Annotated in this window: 25 protein-coding genes; 17 read left to right on the top strand and 8 right to left on the bottom strand. The window is 72.4% G+C overall.

From position 1 onward, the window contains the following. Positions 1-11 precede the first annotated feature (11 nt). The 3 genes from ACYVLJ_RS04630 to ACYVLJ_RS04620 are packed head-to-tail and all read left to right on the top strand — an operon-like array spanning position 12 to position 2,092. Positions 12-437 carry a YciI family protein gene (locus tag ACYVLJ_RS04630; RefSeq protein WP_460437844.1) on the top strand — a complete coding sequence of 142 codons (426 nt, stop codon included), beginning with the start codon at positions 12-14 and terminating at the stop codon, positions 435-437. Beyond that, the gene (locus ACYVLJ_RS04625; RefSeq protein WP_451969116.1) at positions 437-787 is read left to right on the top strand and encodes a YciI family protein; all 351 of its coding nucleotides are present in this window, start codon (positions 437-439) and stop codon (positions 785-787) included. The genes ACYVLJ_RS04630 and ACYVLJ_RS04625 overlap by 1 nt, the downstream gene beginning before the upstream one ends. A gap of 39 nt (positions 788-826) precedes the next feature. After that, a complete protein-coding gene (locus ACYVLJ_RS04620) occupies positions 827-2,092 on the top strand; it encodes an RNA polymerase sigma factor (protein WP_451969114.1) in 1,266 nt (421 codons plus the stop codon). Here the strand turns inward: ACYVLJ_RS04620 and ACYVLJ_RS04615 are convergent. From ACYVLJ_RS04615 to ACYVLJ_RS04605, 3 genes are read right to left on the bottom strand one after another with little or no spacing between them, the layout of a single operon-like run. Beyond that, positions 2,089-2,640, bottom strand: a complete 552-nt coding sequence (locus ACYVLJ_RS04615; RefSeq protein WP_451969112.1) for an HD domain-containing protein — start codon at positions 2,638-2,640, stop codon at positions 2,089-2,091. The genes ACYVLJ_RS04620 and ACYVLJ_RS04615 overlap by 4 nt on opposite strands. 10 nt (positions 2,641-2,650) lie before the next feature. Then, positions 2,651-4,336 carry an L-lactate permease gene (locus ACYVLJ_RS04610; RefSeq protein WP_460437843.1) on the bottom strand — a complete coding sequence of 562 codons (1,686 nt, stop codon included), beginning with the start codon at positions 4,334-4,336 and terminating at the stop codon, positions 2,651-2,653. Further along, a complete protein-coding gene (locus tag ACYVLJ_RS04605) occupies positions 4,333-5,115 on the bottom strand; it encodes an IclR family transcriptional regulator (RefSeq protein WP_451969108.1) in 783 nt (260 codons plus the stop codon). The genes ACYVLJ_RS04610 and ACYVLJ_RS04605 overlap by 4 nt, the downstream gene beginning before the upstream one ends. Positions 5,116-6,109: 994 nt before the next feature. On the opposite strand from ACYVLJ_RS04605, the gene ACYVLJ_RS04600 reads away from it, so the two are divergent. The 12 genes from ACYVLJ_RS04600 to ACYVLJ_RS04545 all read left to right on the top strand — a co-directional run bounded on the left by ACYVLJ_RS04600 (position 6,110) and on the right by ACYVLJ_RS04545 (position 13,526). After that, positions 6,110-7,303, top strand: coding sequence for a Mur ligase family protein (locus ACYVLJ_RS04600; RefSeq protein ID WP_451969106.1), 1,194 nt, complete (start codon positions 6,110-6,112; stop codon positions 7,301-7,303). After that, positions 7,296-8,012, top strand: coding sequence for a type 1 glutamine amidotransferase (locus ACYVLJ_RS04595; protein ID WP_451969104.1), 717 nt, complete (start codon positions 7,296-7,298; stop codon positions 8,010-8,012). The genes ACYVLJ_RS04600 and ACYVLJ_RS04595 overlap by 8 nt, the downstream gene beginning before the upstream one ends. A gap of 61 nt (positions 8,013-8,073) precedes the next feature. After that, complete coding sequence (locus ACYVLJ_RS04590) at positions 8,074-9,462, top strand: sensor histidine kinase (protein ID WP_451969102.1); 1,389 nt, start codon at positions 8,074-8,076, stop codon at positions 9,460-9,462. Next, on the top strand, positions 9,462-10,142 hold the full coding sequence (locus tag ACYVLJ_RS04585; RefSeq protein WP_451969100.1) for a response regulator transcription factor: 681 nt from the start codon (positions 9,462-9,464) through the stop codon (positions 10,140-10,142). The genes ACYVLJ_RS04590 and ACYVLJ_RS04585 overlap by 1 nt, the downstream gene beginning before the upstream one ends. A 109-nt stretch (positions 10,143-10,251) precedes the next feature. After that, positions 10,252-10,644, top strand: a complete 393-nt coding sequence (locus tag ACYVLJ_RS04580) for a gas vesicle protein GvpO (protein ID WP_460438011.1) — start codon at positions 10,252-10,254, stop codon at positions 10,642-10,644. A 17-nt stretch (positions 10,645-10,661) separates the two neighbouring features. Beyond that, the gene (locus ACYVLJ_RS04575; RefSeq protein WP_460437842.1) at positions 10,662-10,976 is read left to right on the top strand and encodes a gas vesicle protein; all 315 of its coding nucleotides are present in this window, start codon (positions 10,662-10,664) and stop codon (positions 10,974-10,976) included. Next, a complete protein-coding gene (locus tag ACYVLJ_RS04570) occupies positions 10,973-11,707 on the top strand; it encodes a GvpL/GvpF family gas vesicle protein (RefSeq protein WP_460437841.1) in 735 nt (244 codons plus the stop codon). Before ACYVLJ_RS04575 ends, ACYVLJ_RS04570 begins: the two co-directional genes overlap by 4 nt. Next, the gene (gene gvpJ / locus ACYVLJ_RS04565) at positions 11,700-11,849 is read left to right on the top strand and encodes a gas vesicle protein GvpJ (RefSeq protein WP_460437840.1); all 150 of its coding nucleotides are present in this window, start codon (positions 11,700-11,702) and stop codon (positions 11,847-11,849) included. The genes ACYVLJ_RS04570 and gvpJ (ACYVLJ_RS04565) overlap by 8 nt, the downstream gene beginning before the upstream one ends. Next, the gene (gene gvpK, locus ACYVLJ_RS04560; protein ID WP_460437839.1) at positions 11,846-12,061 is read left to right on the top strand and encodes a gas vesicle protein GvpK; all 216 of its coding nucleotides are present in this window, start codon (positions 11,846-11,848) and stop codon (positions 12,059-12,061) included. Before gvpJ (ACYVLJ_RS04565) ends, gvpK begins: the two co-directional genes overlap by 4 nt. Continuing rightward, entirely contained in the window at positions 12,062-12,379 is a 318-nt protein-coding gene (gvpJ, locus tag ACYVLJ_RS04555) for a gas vesicle protein GvpJ (RefSeq protein ID WP_451969088.1), read from the top strand. Then, positions 12,376-12,936 (top strand): GvpL/GvpF family gas vesicle protein, encoded by a 561-nt coding sequence (locus tag ACYVLJ_RS04550; RefSeq protein WP_460437838.1) that lies wholly within the window; start codon positions 12,376-12,378, stop codon positions 12,934-12,936. Before gvpJ (ACYVLJ_RS04555) ends, ACYVLJ_RS04550 begins: the two co-directional genes overlap by 4 nt. 74 nt (positions 12,937-13,010) lie before the next feature. Beyond that, the gene (locus ACYVLJ_RS04545) at positions 13,011-13,526 is read left to right on the top strand and encodes an NHL repeat-containing protein (RefSeq protein ID WP_460437837.1); all 516 of its coding nucleotides are present in this window, start codon (positions 13,011-13,013) and stop codon (positions 13,524-13,526) included. On the opposite strand, the gene ACYVLJ_RS04540 is transcribed toward ACYVLJ_RS04545, so the two are convergent. From ACYVLJ_RS04540 to ACYVLJ_RS04530, 3 genes are read right to left on the bottom strand one after another with little or no spacing between them, the layout of a single operon-like run. Then, on the bottom strand, positions 13,523-13,924 hold the full coding sequence (locus ACYVLJ_RS04540) for a CoA-binding protein (protein WP_460437836.1): 402 nt from the start codon (positions 13,922-13,924) through the stop codon (positions 13,523-13,525). The two genes, ACYVLJ_RS04545 and ACYVLJ_RS04540, sit on opposite strands and share 4 nt — an antisense overlap. 23 nt (positions 13,925-13,947) lie before the next feature. Beyond that, positions 13,948-14,520: a hypothetical protein gene (locus ACYVLJ_RS04535; protein WP_451969080.1), complete on the bottom strand. Its 573-nt coding sequence runs from the start codon at positions 14,518-14,520 to the stop codon at positions 13,948-13,950. Between the two features lie 56 nt (positions 14,521-14,576). Then, the gene (locus ACYVLJ_RS04530) at positions 14,577-15,080 is read right to left on the bottom strand and encodes a VOC family protein (protein WP_460437835.1); all 504 of its coding nucleotides are present in this window, start codon (positions 15,078-15,080) and stop codon (positions 14,577-14,579) included. Positions 15,081-15,220: 140 nt separating this feature from the next. Here ACYVLJ_RS04530 and ACYVLJ_RS04525 point away from each other — a divergent pair, with 140 nt between their 5' ends. Further along, positions 15,221-16,012: a 2-keto-4-pentenoate hydratase gene (locus tag ACYVLJ_RS04525; protein WP_460437834.1), complete on the top strand. Its 792-nt coding sequence runs from the start codon at positions 15,221-15,223 to the stop codon at positions 16,010-16,012. Continuing rightward, entirely contained in the window at positions 16,009-16,764 is a 756-nt protein-coding gene (locus tag ACYVLJ_RS04520) for a 2-keto-4-pentenoate hydratase (RefSeq protein WP_460437833.1), read from the top strand. Before ACYVLJ_RS04525 ends, ACYVLJ_RS04520 begins: the two co-directional genes overlap by 4 nt. A 56-nt stretch (positions 16,765-16,820) precedes the next feature. Here ACYVLJ_RS04520 and ACYVLJ_RS04515 read toward each other — a convergent pair whose 3' ends face one another. Beyond that, positions 16,821-17,705, bottom strand: a complete 885-nt coding sequence (locus ACYVLJ_RS04515; protein ID WP_460437832.1) for an alpha/beta fold hydrolase — start codon at positions 17,703-17,705, stop codon at positions 16,821-16,823. Next, on the bottom strand, positions 17,705-19,180 hold the full coding sequence (locus ACYVLJ_RS04510; protein WP_460437831.1) for a WS/DGAT/MGAT family O-acyltransferase: 1,476 nt from the start codon (positions 19,178-19,180) through the stop codon (positions 17,705-17,707). The genes ACYVLJ_RS04515 and ACYVLJ_RS04510 overlap by 1 nt, the downstream gene beginning before the upstream one ends. Positions 19,181-19,229 lie beyond the last annotated feature (49 nt).

Below are 19,229 nucleotides of genomic sequence, written 5' to 3'. Positions count from 1 at the left end.
GGGAGACCGCTGTGCGGTTCATGGTCATCGTCAAGCAGAACGAGGACTCCGAGGCCGGGAAGGGCCCGAGCGCCGAGCTGCTCGCCGAGATGGGGAAGTTCAACGAAGAGCTGGTCAAGGCCGGCGTCCTGCTCGCCGGCGAAGGCCTGACGCCGAGCTCGCAGGGCGCGCGGGTCGTGTTCTCCGGAAGCGAGGAGCCCAAGGTCGTCGACGGCCCGTTCGCCGAGACGAAGGAGCTCGTCGGCGGCTTCTGGATCCTGCAGTGCCGTGACCGCGAAGAGTGCATCGAGTGGATCAAGCGGATGCCGAACCCCGACGGCCAGAACGGCGAGGTCGAGATCCGCCGCGTCGCCGAGGCGTCGGACTTCGAGAACATGACGCCCGAGGTAGCCGAGCTCGAAGGACGGCTGCGCGCGAAGAGCGCCGGGGAGGCGTGATGCGGTTCCTCGTGATGGTCAAGGCCAGCCCCGAGTCCGAGGCGCCCGGGTTCCAGCCCGCCGCCGACGAGCTGGCCGAGATGTCGAAGTTCAACGAGCGACTGCTGGACGAGGGCCGGATCGTGATGGCCGAAGGCCTGACGTCGAGCGCGGAGGGCGTGCGCGTCCTCTTCGAGGGGCACGCCGAGCCGAAGGTCATCGACGGGCCGTTCGCCGAGTCGAAGGAGCTCGTCGCCGGCTTCTGGGTGCTCAACGGCGAGTCGCTCGAAGACGTCGTCGCGCTGATGAGACAGGCCCCGAACCCGGGGGCCAAGGGCGGTGTCGTCGAGATCCGCGCCATCGCCGAGTAGTGGGTTGCACCGCACGCGATCACCCTGTCGAATGGCCGGGTGACGGTTGCGGACGCCCAGAGAACGATCGAGACGGTCTGGCGGATCGAATCGCCGCGGCTCATCGCGGGCCTGGCCCGGATGGCCCGCGGCGACGTCGGTCTCGCCGAGGAGCTGGCCCAGGACGCGCTCGTCGCGGCGCTGGAGCAGTGGCCCGAGTCCGGCGTGCCGCGCAACCCCGGCGCGTGGCTGATGACCATCGCCAAGCGCCGCGCGGTCGACCAGTTCCGCCGCAACGAGCGCTACGCGGAGAAGCTCGAGGAGGTCGGCCGCGACCAGCGGCTCGGCGAGGGCGTGCTCCCCGACTTCGACGCGGCCCTCGACGACCACATCGAGGACGACCTGCTGCGCCTGGTGTTCGTCGCCTGCCACCCGGTGCTGAACACGCAGGCGCGGGTCGCCCTGACGTTGCGCATGCTCGGCGGGCTGACCACCGACGAGATCGCGCGCGCGTTCCTCGTCCGCGAATCGACGATCGCGCAGCGGATCGTGCGCGCGAAGAAGGCCCTCGCCGCGGCGAAGGTTCCGTTCGAGGTGCCCGAAGGCGACGAACGCGTCGCACGGTTGTCGTCCGTGCTCGAGGTCATCTACCTGGTGTTCAACGAAGGATATTCGGCCACCCGCGGCGACGACTGGATGCGGCCGGCGCTCTGCGAAGAGGCGATGCGCCTCGGCCGCGTCCTCGCCGGGCTGATGCCGGGCGAGTCCGAGGTCCACGGCCTGGTCGCGCTGATGGAGCTGCAGTCGTCGCGCGCGAAGGCCCGCACCGGCCCGAACGGCGAGCCGGTGCTGCTGCTGGACCAGGACCGCTCCCGCTGGGACCGCCTGCTGATCCAGCACGGCCTGGCCGCGCTGGCCCTCTCGGAGCAGATCGCCGAAGGCGCGTACGGGCCGTACTCGGCGCAGGCGGCGATCGCGGCCTGCCACGCCCGCGCGCGGCGGGCGTCGGAGACGGACTGGGTCCGCATCGCGGCGCTGTACGAAGGGTTGGGGAAGCTGCAGCCGTCGCCCGTGATCGAGCTGAACCGCGGGGTCGCGGTGGCGATGGCGTACGGCCCTTCGGCGGGCTTGGAAGTCGTCGACGCGGTAGCCGACGAGGCGGCGCTGAAGGACTACCACCTCCTCCCGAGCGTCCGCGGCGACCTGCTGGAGAAACTGGGCCGCCTCGACGAGGCAGGCCAGGAGTACCGCCGGGCGGCGGAGATGACGGAGAACGCCCGCGAGCGCGCGCTGCTGCTGCAACGCGCGGCGGCGGTGGGCAGTTAGCGGTCCCGCCAGGCCAACGGCGACAACGTCAACGCCGCTTCGGCGATCTTCCGCGCGGTTTCCGTCTTGAGGCCCTTCCGCGCCGACTCGATCCACTCGTCGACGCGCTGGACGCCGACGTCCCGGTATTCGAGCGCCTGCAGCAGCATCTCCAGCTTGTCGGCGTCCTTCGCGCACACCGACTCGGCTGACGAACGGGTCTCGTACTCGTCCACCGCCGTGCGCACCAGCTCCTGCGACCGCGCGGGCAACGACGCCGTCTGGTCTGCCGTGATCTCGCGTGGCTCCGGCTTGCGCAGGTAGTCGGTGGCCGTCAGAGGCAGGTCGCCCGTGCGCGTCTCCTGCGTGTCGTGCCAGATCGCCAGGAACGCCGCCCGCTCCGGCGACGCCCCTTCCTCGGCCGCGATCAGCGCGGCCAGCTGGGCGGCGCGCAGGCTGTGCTCGCCGACCGACTCCGGGTCGCGCACCCCCGCGTGCCACCAGCCCGACCGGCGGACGCGCTTCAGCAGGCCCAGCTCGTACCCGAACGCGGCAAGCGGCTCACTCATGCCGCCCAGCCTAGGGCGACGGGATCATCGCCGTCAGGATCGTCGCCTGCAGCAGGGAGATCACGCCGACCACCGCGGTCAGCAGCAGCGACCAGAGGAACGTCTGCCGCAGCAGCGAGCCCTCCTTGCCGCTCTGCCCGATCGCCGTCGCACCGATCGACAGGTTCTGCGGCGAGATCATCTTGCCCATCACGCCACCCGACGTGTTCGTCGCGCCGGCCAGGACCGGGTTCAGGTTCAGCTGCTGCGCCGAGATCACCTGCATCGGGCCGAACAGGCTGTTCGTCGACGCGTCCGAGCCGGTCAGGAACACGCCCAGCCAGCCGATGTACGCCGAGAACAGCGGGAAGACCGCGCCGGTCGTCGCCAGGGCGAGGCCCAGCGTCTGCGTCGCGCCCGAGTAGTTCATCACGAACGCGATCGCCAGGATCATGAAGATCGTCGCGAGCGCCCAGCGCATCTGGACCAGGGTCTGCCGGTAGGTCTTGAGCAGCAGCGCCGGCCGGGCGCCCATCGCGAAGCCCGCGACCACCGCCGCGATCAGGGCCACCGTGCCCGGCGAAAAGAGGAAGTCGACCGTGAACGTCGCCGCGTACGGCGCGTTCTTCGCGGTGATCGGCGGGTGCTGGACCACGTGGTTGTGCAGGCCCGGCCAGGCGAAGATCCAGTCCGCCTTGTGCAGCAGCTTCGTCAGGTCCAGCCAGGGGGGCAGGTTCTTGAAGATCGAGCCGATCCGGGACAGGAAGATCGCCAGGACCAGGATGATGTAGGGCGTCCACGCGTAGAGCGCGCCGCGCTCGGACTGCGCCGCGCCCAAACTCTTGACAGCGCTTTCTTCACCCTCGAACCGCCACACCGAAGCGGGCTGCCAGAACCGGGTCAGCACCCACAGCGCGGCCATCGCCGTGAGCGCGGCGAGGACGTCGACCAGGCTGGCGCTGATGTAGTTGGACGCCACGAACTGCATGGCCGCGAACGCGAGCCCGGCCGTCAGCACCGCGGGCCACACCTCGAGCATGCGCTTCCAGCCGGCCAGCACCACCACGAGGAACGCGGGGATGATCAACGCCAGCACCGGCACCTGACGGCCGACCGCCGCCGAGAACAGGTCCGTCGCCTGGTCGGGCTTGAGGTGCATGATCGGCGCGGTCAGCCGGCCGAGCACGATCAGCGGGTTACCGAGCCCGCCGAACGCGACCGGTGCGGTGTTCGCCAGCAGCGCCAGCACGACGGCCTTGACCGGCGGGAAGCCGAGCGCGGCCATCATCGCCGCGGTGATCGCGATCGGCGACCCGCCGCCCGCGACGCCTTCGAGCAGCGCGCCGAAGCCGAACGCGATGAGCAGCGCCTGCAACCGCCGGTCCTCGCTGAAGCCGGCGAGGACGCGCTTGATGCTGTCGAACCGGCCGGTGGCGACCGTGACGTTGTGGAAGTACACGGCGTGGAAAGCGATCCAGGCCACTGACCACACACCGAAGACCACGCCCATCGCCGCGGAGTCGAACGCGAGCGCGGCCGGCATCCGGTACAGCAGCAGGGCGACACCGAGCGCGGTGACCAGCGCGAGCGCGGCGGAAAGGTGCGCGGAGAAGCGGAGCACGCCGAGCGCGACCAGCAGCACGATGATCGGGAGCGCGGCGAGAAGTGCGGAGACCCACAGCCCGCCCGCCGGCTGGTAGTCCTGGAGCCAGGTCATCCCCGCTGCCCCCGGACGTACCCGAGCCGGAGCGAAAGGGCGGCGGCGGTCCCGGCGACGGAGGCCCCGAGCTCGTCGAGGCGGCGCAGCACGCGCGGCGCGGGCCCGGCGATGCTGATGGCGGCGATCGGCCGCCCGGAGTGGTCGCGCACGGCGGCGGCGACGCACCCGACGTCCGGTTCGTTCTCGACCTCGTCGATCGCCCACCCGCGGCGGCTGGTCCGCGCGAGCTCGTCGAGCAGCCGGTGCGGGTCGCTGATCGTCTTGAGGGTCAAGGGGTCCAGCTTCATCCGCCGGACGCGCTCGGCGCGGTCGGCCTCCGGCAGCGCGGCGAGCCAGGCCTTCCCGAGCGACGTCGCGTGCTGCGGCCGCCGCGTCCCGAGGCGGCAGGCGAGGGTGACGGCGCTGGCACTGCGTTCGGTGGCGACGTAGACCATGGTGTCGTTGTCGGGAACGGCGAGGTAGGTGGTCTCCCCGGACCGTTCGGCGAGCGAAGCCAGGTACCGCGGCGCACACCGGTGCAGATCGGTGGCGGCCATGGCCCGCGCCCCGAGCTCGACGAGCCGCGTCCCGAGCCGCACGCGCCCGGTGACCTGGTCGGCTTCGAGGTATTCGAGGCTCTTCAGGGTGCCGACGATGCGGTAGGCGGCACTGCGGGAAAGCCCCAGTTGCCGCGCGATCGCATTGGTGGAAATCTCCTGGTGCCGACCCACGTGCTCGAGCACCGCGAGCCCGCGTTCGAGAGTTCCGCTGTTCTCCAGCCCGCGCTCCGGTCCCACGCTGCCCTCCGTTGGACGTTCCCGGTTTCCGCTCAGCGGCACGCATTTCCGCTGGGTGGGTTTGGACGGTAACACCTCCGATGTATGGGCGGAAGATCTTGGAACAACTCGGAATTAAGCAGGTAGTTGTGCATGCTAATTGGTACAACCTCCGATGGTTAACTTTCCTACCTACGGCGGTTGCGCAGCCGCTGACGGGCTCGTTCGACAACTTCGACAGCACCGTCGTTCATATTCGTGAATGGCGTGTGAAGGGAGTAGAGGAGTTGTCACCAGCCCGGCCGTAATGTGGACAAACCCGCTTCCGGCGGCGGTTTCGACGGCTTTTCGTCGGTCGGCCTGGATACGCTCGATCCGGGGGCGGAGCCCAGTGCCTTTGCGGAGGTCGGCGAGGAGTCGTTCCTGCCGGGCGGCGAGTCCGGCCGCGGCGATCCGGGCCCGACGCGTGGCGACCCGGACCCGATGCGCGACGACCAGGGCCCTCAGCGAGCCGGGCATTCGGGCGAGCCGGGGGACCGGGCGGCCCAGGGGCACCCAGCCGCTCAGGGGCACCCAGCCGCCCAGGGGACTCGGCCGCCCAGGGCACTCGGCGGCCCAGTGGACTCGGCGGCCCAGGGGACTCGGCGGACTAAAGGCCCAGGGCACCCGGCGGCCCAGGGCACCCGGGTGCCAGGGCACCCGGCAAGCCGGGCGACCCCGACTCGCAAGCGCCCACTGAACCGGGGTGGTCGGCGTCCCGAGTAGCCGCAGCAGGGCCGGAGCAAGCCCAAACATCCGGCGAACCTCCGGCGCCGGCGAACCCGGCAGGCTCCGAGCCAACCCCAGCGGCAACCCAGGGTGGCCAGGGCGACCGCCCCCCAAGACGGCCGCAACGGCCGCCGCAGTCTCAGGGCGCCTCCGGGTGGTCCGAGTCACGGACTCAGGAAACTCACAGCGCCCGGCGAGCACCATGCAGCCGGTGACCGCACGCAGCCCTTTTCGTACCCGTGCGTCCGTGGCCGCCGGGCGGGCGACCGCCTGGCTCTCGCGCAGTACCGGCCTCGGGCGCGGGGGTGTCATCGGTGGGCGCGTCGCCCTCGCGCTCGATCCGCGGGCTCTTCGGCGGCTCGGGCGGGAGCGGACCGTCGTGCTCGTCACCGGGACCAACGGCAAGACCACCACCTCACTGATGCTCACCCGCGCCATCGAGGCGCTCGCCGAGGTCGCCGCCAACAGCGATGGTGCCAACATGCCCGACGGCGTCCTCGCCGCGCTGGCCGCGCGGCCCGAGGCGCCCTACGCCGTGCTCGAGGTCGACGAAACCTACGTGCCCTGGGTCGCCGAGCAGCTGAAACCCGCTGTCCTCGTGCTGCTCAACCTCAGCCGGGACCAGCTCGACCGCGTCGGCGAGGTCCGGTCGACCGAACGCGACCTGCGGGCCGCCATCGCCGGGCAGGAGGGCACCGTCGTCGTCGCCAACTGCGATGACGTGCTCGTCACCTCCGCGGCCAGCGCGGCCGCGAAGCCCGTGTGGGTCGCCACCGGCCGCCGGTGGACCGGCGACTCCACCGCCTGCCCGCGCTGCGACGGGCCCATCCGGCACCAGGACAAGCACTGGAGCTGCGAGTGCGGCCTCGCCCGGCCGGAACCCGCCTGGACCCTCGACGGCGACCTCGTCAGCACGCCCGGTGGCCGGCAGGTCGACCTCGACCTGCGGCTGCCCGGGGACGCGAACCGCGCGAACGCCGCCTTCGCGCTGGCCGCCGCGCACCGGCTCGGCGTGCCGCCGCACACCGCCGCCGCGCGGCTGCGGACCATCGCCGACATCGGCGGGCGCTACCGGACAGTCCGGCGGTCGCGGCACTTCGTGCGGCTGATGCTGGCGAAGAACCCGGCCGGCTGGGCCGAAACGCTGCGCGTGCTCGACGAGGACACCCCGGTCGTCGTCGCCGTCAACGCCCAGGAGGCCGACGGCCGCGACCTGTCCTGGCTCTGGGACGTGCACTTCGAGCGGCTGCGCGGCCGCCAGGTCGTCGTCACCGGCGAGCGCGGCGCCGACCTTTCCGTGCGGCTCTGCTACGCCGAGGTCGCGCACTGGACCGACCCCGACCCGGTCGCCGCGATCGACGCGCTGCCGCCCGGCGGCGTCGAGCTCGTCGCCAACTACACCGCGTTCCGCGACCTGGTGGGCAGGTTGCCCGGTGGCTGACTCGATCGTCCAAATCGGACTGCTCCTGCCCGAGGTGCTCGGGACCTACGGCGACACCGGCAACGCGCAGGTGCTCTGCCAGCGGCTGCGCTGGCGCGGGTTCGACGCCGAGGTCGTGCCGGTCGGGCTGGGCGACCCCGTTCCGTCCACTTTGGACCTCTACCTGCTCGGCGGCGGCGAGGACGGCGCGCAGGCGCTGGCCGCCGCGCACCTGCGCAGGTACCCCGGCCTGCGCCGCGCGGTGGCGAACCGCGCCGTGGTGTTCGGCGTCTGCGCCGGCCTGCAGGTGCTCGGCACCCGCTTCCGCGGGATCGACGGCGTCGACCACGACGGGCTCGGCCTGCTCGACGTCAGCACCGAGCCCGGCGAGCGGCGGGCCGTCGCGGAGCTGGTGGCGACGTCGACCGGCCTGCTGGAGGACGCGCCGCTCACCGGGTTCGAGAACCACCTCGGCGTGAGCAAGCTCGGCGCCGACAGCGCGCCGCTCGGGCGGGTCGTGCGCGGCACCGGGAACGGCGACGGCACCGAGGGCGCGCTGACCGACCGGGTCGTCGGCACGTACCTGCACGGCCCGGCGCTCGCCCGCAACCCGGCGCTCGCGGACCTGCTGCTGACCTGGACCACCGGGCACCCGCTGCCGCCGCTCGCCGTGCCCGAGGTCGACCGGCTGCGCGTCGAGCGGCTCACCGCCACGCGCCGGCGCCGCTGAGCCCGTGGACGTGTCCGTGCCGGAGCCGCGTCCGGTGGCCCTGCGCGGTTACGCTGCGTTGGTGAGATTGGGCAGGGTGATCGCCGCGACCGGCGTGCGCATGCGGACCACGGCCGTGGCCGTGTTCGCGCTCGCACTGGCCATCGCCGCCGCTCTCGCCGTCGTCGTGGTGCTGCTCGAGGAGTCGCTCGACCGCAGCGTCACCGAGAGCGCGCGCAGCACCGGCCGCCAGGTCGCGATCCAGCTGGTCCGCGAGGGCGCGCGCGACCTGAGCGCGTCCGACGTCGCGAGCACCGGGGACACCGAGGCCGTCACCCAGGTGCTGAACGCGCAGGGCCGGCCGATCGCGAGCGACCCGGCGATCGTCGGGCACCCGCCGCTGACCACCGCCCACCCGACGGTCGGGCACGAAGCCATCGAGACCCTCCCGCTCGGGCTCAACGGCGACAGCGACGACTACCGCGTCGTGTCGCAGCAGGTCAACGGGCCGGGCGGGCCGTACACCGTGATCTCCGCGCGGTCGCTGGAGCCGGTGACCGAGGCGTCGACGCGGCTGACGCTGCTGCTCGGCCTGATCGCCGTCCCGCTGCTGGCGATCTCCGGGCTGGCCGTCTACCGCGCGGTCGGTTCGGCGCTGCGGCCGGTCGAGCGGATGCGCCGGACCGTCGCCGAGATCTCGACGCGCGACCTCGCCGCCCGGGTCCCGCTGCCGCCGGGCGGCGACGAGGTGCACCGGCTGGCCGTGACGCTCAACGAGATGCTCGGGCGCCTCGCGTCGGCGCAGGCGGCGCAGCGCCGGTTCGTCGCGGACGCCAGCCACGAGCTGCGGTCGCCGCTCTCGACGATCAGCACCGCGCTGGACGTCTCGGGGCGGCACCCGGAAAGCACCGAAGACCTGGTCCCGGTGATCGCCCGGGAGACCGCCCGGCTGCGCGAGCTCGTCGACGACCTGCTCATGCTCGCCCGCACCGACGACACGACCGACCGGCCGTCGCGCACCGAGGTGGACCTCGACGACATCGTCCGCGCCGAGGCCGAGCGGGTCCGCGCCGAGTGCGCGCTGGCCATCGAGGTCCGCGCCGGGCCGGCGAAGGTGCGCGGCAGCGAGGCCCAGCTGCGGCGGGCGGTGCGCAACCTGGTCGACAATGCCCGCGGGCACGCGCGCTCGCACATCCGCGTCGCCAGCTCGGTGCGCGGAGACCTCGCCGTCGTCGAGGTGAGCGACGACGGCCCCGGCGTCGGCGTGGCCGACCGCGAACGGATCTTCGAGCGGTTCGTCCGGCTCGACGCGTCGCGGCAGCGCGACCACGGCGGCACCGGTCTCGGCCTGCCGATCGTGGCCGGCATCGCGGCACGCCACGGCGGGCGGGCGCGCTACGCCGCGTCGGACGAGCCGGGCGCGCGGTTCGTGCTCGAGCTGCCGGTGCTCGAACTGCCGGAGGAGGAGTAGTGCGGCTGCTGATCGTCGAGGACGAGCGCGAGTTCGCGGAGACGCTGCGGCGCGGGCTGGTGGCCGAGGGGTTCACCGTCGACGTCGCGCACACCGGCCGGGACGGCCTCTGGCGGGCGACCGAGCAGGAGTACGACGTCGTCGTGCTCGACATCATGCTGCCCGAGCTCTCCGGCTACGAGGTCCTGAAACGCATGCGGGCGGCCGAAAACTGGACGCCGGTGCTGATGCTCACCGCCAAGGACGGCGAGTACGACGAAGCCGACGCGTTCGACCTCGGCGCCGACGACTACCTGTCGAAGCCGTTCTCCTTCGTCGTCCTCATCGCCCGGCTGCGGGCGCTGCTGCGGCGCGGGGCGCCGGCCCGCCCGGCCGTGCTGGAGGCGGGCGACCTGCGGCTCGACCCGTCCGCCCGCACTGTCCACAGAGGACACCAGCGGATCGAGCTGACCGCGCGGGAGTTCGGGTTGCTGGAGTTCCTGCTGCGGCGGGCGGGCACCGCGCTGACGAAGAACGAGATCCTCGGCCACGTCTGGGACGCGCACTACGACGGCGACGAAAACGTCGTCGAGGTGTACATCGGGTACCTGCGGCGCAAGATCGACGTGCCGTTCGGCACCCGGACCATCGAGACGGTCCGTGGCGTCGGGTACCGGCTGGTGGACGTTACTCGATCGTGATCTCCGGGGCGGAATCCGGTAATTGGTTCCGCCGGGTGCCGCGGGGTTCCGCCGTTTGCCGCCGCCGGTTGCCGCGGATCGCCCAACTCTTCTCGCGAACCGGTGAAAAATACCGTACTGCGGGTCTCTGCCGGGTGCTTGTGCCCATTGCTACGGTGGGCACCCACCCGCGACAAGGAAAGCGATCACGGAATCGCCACAGCCGTTCCCCGTTCAAAGCGAAAGGCCTGAGAAATCCGTTTCCCCGCTCCGCGCCGCCGACGCGATTCGTGAAGCGACGGCGCTGTTCGGAGTGATCACGGGGCTGACCCCGCACGCCGTGACCGGGGTCCGCACGCGCACCGAAGGCGGCTGGTCCGTGCTCGTCGACGTCGTCGAGCTGGCCCGGATCCCGGACTCCACCAGCGTCATGGCCACTTACCGGGTCGACATCGACGGCGCGGGCGAGCTCACCGCGTGCGAACGGCTGCGGCGGTTCACCCGCGGCGCCACCGATTCCTGAAAGGAAGGGTGACAAGATTGGCCGCTTCGTCCGATTCATTGGCCGACATTCTGGAACGCGTGCTCGACAAGGGTGTCGTGATAGCCGGTGACATCGGCGTCAGCGTCGTCGACGTCGAATTGCTGACCCTGCGGATCCGGCTGTTCATCGCCTCCGCCCAGACCGCCCGGGAAATGGGGATGGACTGGTGGACGAACGACCCGTTCTTTGCGCCGAACGCGGCCCGCGGAGAACTCGGCGGTGTCGCCGGAAAGAAGACGGACCTGGCGGCGCGCGTCGCCGAACTCGAGGCTCGGCTGCCCGTGCCGAGCGGAAGGGAAGAACCCCGGTGAGCACCCGGAACTGGCTCTGCGCGTACGCGATCACGCGAAACCGGCCGACCACCCTGGACCTGGACCCGGCGCCGCGGCTGATCGGCTACCGGGACCTCGGCGTGGTCGTCTCCGAGGTGGCCCCGGCGCGCTTCGACCGCATCGACACGCTCGACCCGGTCGACGGCGCGCTCGCCGAACTGGCCCGCGAGCACGACGCCGTGGTGCGCGCGGTGTTCCGCCACGAACCGGTGCTGCCGCTGCGGTTCGGCACGGTGCTCGACGGCGAGGCCGCCGCGCTGAAACTGCTGGAAACCGCCTACGAACAGGCGCGCGACTGCCTCGACGAGGTCGACGGGCACCGCGAGTGGGGCGTCCGGGTGCGGCACGTCGAGCCCGCGTCGACCACCCGGCCGGACGCCTCGGGGCTGACCGGCACGCAGTACCTCATCCGCCGGCGAGAACGGCTGAAGGCGCTCCAGCAGGCGCGCGAGGACGTCGCCGGCGCGGCCGGACGGCTCCGGGACGCGTTGGGCCGGCACGCCGCCGGCAGCGTCGAGCGCGCGCGGCCGCACGGCGTGCTGCTCAACACCGCCTTCCTCGTCGAAACCGGGCGGGAAGCCGCGTTCCACGCCGAGTTCGAGTGGTTCGCCCGCGAGCTGCGCGGGGCGGGGGCGACAGTGGAGACGTCCGGGCCGTGGCCGCCGTACTCGTTCACCGACGTCGAGCTGGGGGTGACGGCCGGTGGCTGACGCCGTCGAGTCCATCGCCGACCTGCTCGACCGCGTCGTGCACCGCGGTGCGGTGGTGACCGGGGACGTGGTCATCTCGCTCGCCGGCATCGACCTGGTGCGGCTCGACCTGCGGCTGCTGCTGCTCGGGCTCGAAGGATGAGCGAGCCCGTCCGGATCCCCGCCGACGCCGGCCGCGGGCTCGGCCACCTGGTCGTCACCGTGCTCGACATCCTCCGCGAAGTGCTCGAACGCCAAGCGCTGCGGCGCATGGAGACCCTCAGCCCCGCCCAGGTCGAGGACCTGGGCCAGGCCCTGATCGCGCTGGAGATCCGGTTCGCCGAGATCCGCGCGGCCCTCGACGAAAGGATCTAAGTGAGCAGACCGGGACAGACCGGCGGAGGACTCGCGGACACGCTCGACATCCTGCTGGACAAGGGACTCGTGATCGACGCGTCGGTACGGGTGTCGGTGATCGGGATCGAGCTGCTGGCCATCGAGGCGCGGATCGTGATCGCGAGCGTCGACACCTACATCCGCTACCTCGAAGCCATGCAGCGGCTGCAGGGCACGACCGCGCCCGGGCAGCTTTCGCAGGGACTCGGGCAGACCACCGGACTCATCCCTCCGCCCCCGCCGACGCCCGCGGTGGCCGTGCCGGTCGAGCCGGCGATCCCGGTCGATCAGCCGTGACGCTGCAGCTCTACGGCGTCGTGCGGTCCGGGCACCCGCGGGCGCCGCGGACGGTGCGCTGGGAAGACCTGGCGATGGTCGTCGGCGAGCCCGAGCCGGACCCGGCCGCGCACCTGGCCGTGGTGTCCGCGCTCGTCGAGGGCGGCCCGGTGCTGCCGATCCGGTTCGGCACGGTGGCCGAGGACGAAGAGGCCGTGCGCGCGGAGGTGCTGGCCCCGGCAGCCGGCACCTACCGCGCCGACCTCGACCGGCTCGACGGGCTGGCCGAGGTGCACGTCTGCCTGCGGTTCACCGAACCCGGCTCGGCGTGGCGGGCCGCCCGCTCCGACGGGCTGCTTTCGGCGGTGGCCGACCGCGCCCGCGACTCCGTGTCGCTGCCGCCGGGCGAGTCGGCCGACGAGCGGTGGGCGTTCCTGGTCGGGCTGGGCGACCTGCTCGTCGTCCGCGAGGCCGTCGCCGGGCTCGGCCGCGCCGGCGGTGTCCAGGCGGACTGGATCGGGCCCCTGCCCGCGTACAGCTTCCTCGAGCGGCGGGCCTGCTCGCGGTGGAGCTGGTGAGCGCCGGAGAAACAGCTCTTGAACACTCTTTTCGACACTGGCCACCACCGCCCGTGATCGGCGATCCTGGCGGCGTGACCACCAGTGAGCTCGCCGCCATCGGCGGGCCCGGCTCCGGGCCGGGCCGGTTCCGCGCGCCGTCGGGTGTCGCCGTCGACGCGCGCGGGCGGATCTGGGTGGCCGACACCGGCAACGACCGCGTCCAGGCCTTCACCCACGACGGCTACCTCGTGCGCGTCATCGCCGGACGGCTCAAGGCGCCGGAAGCGGTCGCGGTCGACGCGGCGGGCAACGTCTACGTGGCCGACACCGGCAACCGCCGGGTGGCGCAGTACTCGTGGCAGGGCGGGTTCGTGCGTGAGTTCCCGGACCTGGACCGGCCCCGCGGCGTCGCGCTGGACCGCGCCGGACGCCTCCTGGTCGACGACACCGACCGCGTCGCGCGCTTCGACACCCGCACGGGCACGGCGTTGGCCGACGGCTCCGAATGGGCCGGACCGGCGCGCGACCGCGCGGAAGACGGGCACGGCGGCGTCTGGGTGGCCGACACCGGGCACCACCGGATCGTCCACTTCGGAGTGTCGCGCTAGTTCTTCGAGATCGCGGCGGTCGCGCGGACCACGGCCGTGCAGCGGTTCTCGACGTACTCGAGCCCGCCCTCTTCGGCGATGCGGCGCGCCTCGGCGGAGACGATGCCCTGCTGCAGCCACAGCGCCTTGGCCCCGATCTCGACGGCCTCGCGCGCGATCCCGGGGGCTTCGGGCGACGGGCGGAAGACGTCGACGAGGTCGACCGGCTCCGGGATGTCCTTGAGCGACCGGTACACCTTCTCGCCGAGCAGCTCGGTAGCCGTCGGGTGCACCGGGATGATGCGGAAGCCGTGCGCCTGCAGCACGGCCGGGACGCCGTGCGCGGCCTTGGCCGGGTCGCGGCTCAGGCCGACCACGGCGATGGTCTTGGCGCCTTCGAGGATCTCCGCTGCGTTCATGCCGGTGGAACGCGTGGCGGGCGTCAAAGCTTCCAGAGCCGCAGGCCGCGGACGCGGTAGACGGGCCAGATCACGTGCCAGGGCTTGCGGCGGGCGAACGCGGCGGCGCAGATGAGCACGTTGCGCGCGGACGTCGTCGCCACCTCGTGCCGGTCCGGCCAGGCTTCGCCCTGGGCGCCGACGGCGATGCGGAACACCGTGAGCAGGCCGCGGCCCTGCAGGTCGTACTTGGCGCCGGTGTCGCCGGAGTCCGGGGCCAGCTCGAGGATTTCGGCGCCGAACGCGCGGGCGGCCTGCGGCGCGACTTCGGCGGGCACCGCGCCGACGCTGCGCGTGATCGCCTTGCCGTGCAGCCGGCGCGCGTAGCGCCACAACAGCGCGCGCTCCCACCACGGCAGCAGCCGGTGGTGGGCCAGCAGCGCGGCGCATTCGCCGTGGCCGATGGCGAAGATGCTCGTCAGCTCGTCGTAGCTGCCGTTGGCCGCCGGTTCGTTCAGGTGCAGCCGCACCTCGAACCGCGTGCGCGCGGTGAGCTCGTCGAGCAGCTCGCGGTGATCGAGCCGCGCTTTCGCGTGGGAGAGCGACCAATCGGCCATCGGACCTCCAGACGTCGCGCACAGGCTAGACGGCGCGCGACGCCCGGCACAGGAGTTCAGCCGATCTTCTCGCCGTACATCTCGCCGAGCGGGTCGGAGATCAGCTCGACGCGGGCGCCGTCCGGGTCGGACAGGTAGATGGACGTCTTGCTCTCCAGCAGGTACTGCACGCCGTTTTCGTCGAGCTTGTCCTTGATGGCGCTCCACCGGTCGGGGGTGACCGACAGCGCCAGGTGGTGCAGTCCACCGAGGACTTCCGCGTACGGGCCGAGGTCCAGACCGGGCAGGTCGAAGAAGGCGACCGCGTTGCCGTTGCCGACGTCGAAGAAGAAGTGGCTGGAGCCGGGGTAATCACGGTTTTCGATCAGCTCGGTGAGCGGGAAGCCGAGGACGTCCTGGTAGAAGCGGATGGTCCGCTCGACGTCGCTGGAGATCAGCGCGGTGTGGTGGATGCCGCGGCCGTTCGTCGCCGGGCGGTCGGCGGCCGGGCGCAGGTGGCGCTCGCGCAGTTCGTCGCGGATCTCGGCGAGCTTGGTGACCTCGGCCTGGGTCGGTGCCATGTCCCTCACGTCCCTTCCTGGTGGTACCGCGAACGCTACGCTCCATTTGTCTCGCGCGCAAGAGGTTGTATCGCGAGAGTTCCGCTGGGTGGAACATCGAGACTTGTGTGCGGGGTGGCCGCACGGCAGAGTCACCTCGCGTGGACGCCAGCAGGGTGCAGGAGGCCGCCGCCGTACTGGCGCGGGCCTACGCGACGCGCGAGCCGATCGAGCCGCTGATCAAGACCTACCCGGACGCGGGCGTCGAGGACGCGTACCGGATCCAGCAGGAGCAGGTGCGGCAGTGGACCGAGGCCGGCGACGCGGTCCGCGGGCACAAGGTCGGGCTCGCCTCGGCCGCGATGCAGCGGCAGATGGGCGTCGACCAGCCCGACTACGGGCACCTCACCGGCGGCATGTTCCACCTCGAGCACCAGGCGATCCCGACCTCGGCGTTCCTGCAGCCGCGGATCGAGCCGGAGATCGCGTTCGTGCTCGGTTCGGCCCTGCGCGGCCCCGGCGTCACGGTCGCCGACGCGGTGCGCGCGGTCGACTTCGTGCTGCCCTCGCTGGAAATCGTCGACTCCCGGATCCGGGACTGGAAGATCTCGCTGTTCGACACGATCGCCGACAACGCGTCGTCCGGCGGGGTGGTGCTGGGCAGCAGCCCGACCGCGCTGGGGGCCGTGGACCTGCGGCTGGCGGGGTGCGTGCTCTACCGGAACGGCTCGGTGGCGGCGACCGGCGCGGGCGGCGCGGTGCTCGGCTCGCCGCTGAACTCGCTGGTGTGGCTGGCGAACACGGTGGGGCCGCTGGGCGTCACGCTCGAACCCGGGCACGTCGTGCTGCCGGGGTCGATGACCCGGGCGATCCCGGTCTCGCCGGGCGACACGATCGTCGCGACCATCGCCGGCCTCGGCAGCGTCACCGCCGTCTTCTCGGAGGAATCGTGAACGTGCGCGAAGCAGCCACTTCGCTGCTTGAGACGACTTCGGAGCGGGCCCCGCTTTCCGAGGAGTGGCCCGGGCTGGACGTCGACACCGCGTACGCGATCCAGGACGAAGCTCTGCGGCAGCGGCGAGCCCGCGGCGAGACGCTCGTCGGGGTCAAGCTGGGCCTGACGTCCCGGGCCAAGCAGGAGCGGATGGGCATCGACTCGCCGCTGCTGGCCTGGCTCACCGACGCGATGGTGCTGCCCGCGGGCGTCCCGGTGCCGCGGCTGATCCACCCGCGGGCCGAGCCCGAGCTGGTCTTCGTGCTGGGCCGCCGCCTGGCGGGCCCGGGCGTCACGGCGGCGACGGCGCTGGCCGCGGTCGAGAGCGTGTACGGCGGCGTCGAGGTCATCGACAGCCGGTACGCGGACTACCGCTTCACGCTCCCGGACGCCGTCGCGGACAACGGCTCGTCGGCGTACTTCGGCGTCGGCCCGGTCGGGCTCCCGCCCGCCTCGCTCGACCTTTCGCTGGAGGCGGCGCTGCTGGAGGTCGACGGTCAGATCGTCGACACGGCGACCGGCGCGGCCGTCCAGGGCCACCCGGCCGAAGCCCTGGCCCTGGCGGCGAACGCCCTGGCCGCGCGGGGCCTGGCCCTGGAGCCAGGCTGGCTGGTGCTGACGGGCGGCATGACCGACGCGGTCCCGCTCCGCCCCGGCTCCCGCGTCGCGGCCCACTTCTCCCACCTGGGCTCGATCACCCTGTCCGGCTGAGCCGTGTCGACCTCCCAGTCACGCGTGATGCCCCTTCAATCACGCGTGATGCCTCTTCAATCACGTGTGTGCGCCACTTCCGCACGGTCGGCGATCCGCTTGATGCCGCCGACCACCCGCGGCCAGACCGCGCGGGGCAGGTCGTGGCCCATGCCGGGGACGACGTCGAGGTCGGCGCCCGGGATCGCGCGGGCCGTCGCGCGCCCGCCCGAGACGTGGACCAGCGGGTCCTTCGCGCCGTGCACGACCAGCGCCGGCACCCGGACCTTCCGCAGCTTCGGCGCGCGGTCGCGTTCGGCCATGATCGCCGCGAGCTGCCGCAGCGTGCCGCCCGGGTGCACACCGCGGTCGAACGTGCGCTCCGCCCGCAAGCGCATGCGCTCCTCGTCGAACGGGTAGCCGGGCGAGCCGATCAGCCGGAACGTCCGCACGAGCAGGTCGACGTAGTCCGCGCGGGTGCGCGGCGGCGCGGTCAGCAGCATCGACATCGCCCGCGGGCTCGGCCGGCCGACCAGCCGCCCGCCGGTGCTCGACATGATCGACGTCAGCGACAGCACCCGCGCCGGGTGCCGGACGGCCAGGGTCTGCGCGATCATCCCGCCCATCGACGCCCCGGCGACGTGCGCGGCCGGGACACCGAGCACGTCCAGCAGCCCGGCGGCGTCGGCGGCCATGTCGGCCAGCGAGTACGGCGAACTGTGCAGCAGGTACGCCTGCGCGAGGGTGGCGCGGCCGCGCATCCGGCTCGACCGCCCGGAGTCGCGGTTGTCGAACCGGATCACGTAAAACCCTTGGGCGGCCAGGGTTTCGCAGAAGTCTTCGTCCCACCAGATCATCGGCGCGCCGAGGCCCATGACAAGCAGCAGCGGACGGCCGCCCGCGTCGCCGAACGTCTCGAAGCACAGCTCGACGTCGCCGACCGCCGCGACGCGCTCCGCCATCAGGCCTCCCGGGTGTGCTCGGCGGCCAGCTTGGTGAGCTCGGCCAGCGCGTCGTGCAGGTGGTCCACCAGGTCCCAGACGTCCGGGATCAGCTCGCGGCAGGCGACGAGCCCGAAGTCCAGCTTCCCGTCGTAGGACATCACGGTGATGTTCAGGCCGCCACTCGCGTCGGTGATCGCGGAGACCGGGTAGTTCGCGAGCATCCGCGCCCCGGCGAGGTACAGCGGCTTCTGCGACCCGGGGACGTTCGACACCACCAGGTTCACCACCGGCGCGGTGGCGCCGAGGAACAGCATGGTGGCGCGCGCGGCGAGCCCGCCGAGCGCAGCCGGCAGCATCCCGCTGAAGTCGACCAGCCACGACGCGGGCAGCGGCTGGTACCGCTGCTTCGCGGCGACCATCGCGCTGGTGACCTCGGCCAGCCGCGCGGCGGGGTCGGCGAGGTGCGTCGGCAGCGGCGCGAGCATGACCGACACCTGGTTGCCGGCGTCCTTCGCCTGCTCGGGCGTGCGGACCGAGAGCGGCACGAGGGTGACGAGCGGCTGCTCGGGCAGCGCGTCGTGGTCGACGAGCCAGCGGCGCATCACGGTGGCGCACAACGCCATCACGACGTCGTTGACCGTGACGCCGAAGACGTTCTTGACGTGCTTGACCTCGTCGAGCGGCAGCGAACCGTACGCGAAGCGGCGGTGCGGGCTGATCGGCCCGTTGAACGGCGTGTCCGGCGCGACGAGCCGCGGCCGCGCGGCCTCGTGGCGTCCGGAGCCCTGGCGCGTGACGCGGTTGAGCACGCTGCCGGCCTTCGCGAGCAGCCCGACGCCGGGGTAGCGGCCCAGGCCGGGGACTTCGTCGATGTGCTGGAGCAGCTTCGGCACCTGGAGGGCGGCTTTGACGGGGTGCAGCACAAGCTTCTTCGCGCCGTTGAGGGCGAGCGCGGCCGGGGTGGGGACGGGCTCCTTGACCGGCTGTTTCGGCGGGGCCTTCGGCTCCGGCTCGGCCGTGGTGTCCATGAGGACGCCGATGAGCTCGGCCCCCGAGACGCCGTCGATCGCGCTGTGGTGGACCTTCGTGTAGACGGCCACGTGGCCGTCCGGCAGGCCGTGGATGAGGTAGGCCTCCCACAACGGCCGCCGCCGATCGAGCGGCCGCGCGGTCAGCCGCGCGATCTGCTCGGCGAGCTGCCGCTCGTCGCCCGGCGCGGGGAGCGCGATCTCGCGGACGTGGTACTCGAGGTCGAACTCGGGATCGTCGATCCAGTACGGGTGGTCGAGCCCGAACGGAACGGTCAGCAGCCGCCACCGGAGCGGCTTGGCGAGGTGCAGCCGCGAGCCGATGAGCTCCCGGAGGTCGTCGAGCGTGAGCCCGCCGCCGGGAGCGGTGGCGGGGTCGAGGATCGAAAGGCCACCGACGTGCCCGGTCGTGGTGGTGGACTCGGCGTTGAGGAACTGCACGTCCAGGGCGGTGAGCTGGCGCATGGGGCCTCCCTCGGCTCGGCAGGCCAGTCTGCCCCGCCGGATCGCCGGG

The sequence above is a fragment of the Amycolatopsis stemonae genome, assembly GCF_054781455.1.
Note: the sequence above shows the minus strand (reverse complement) of the source record. Positions and strands in the feature narration are given on the sequence as shown.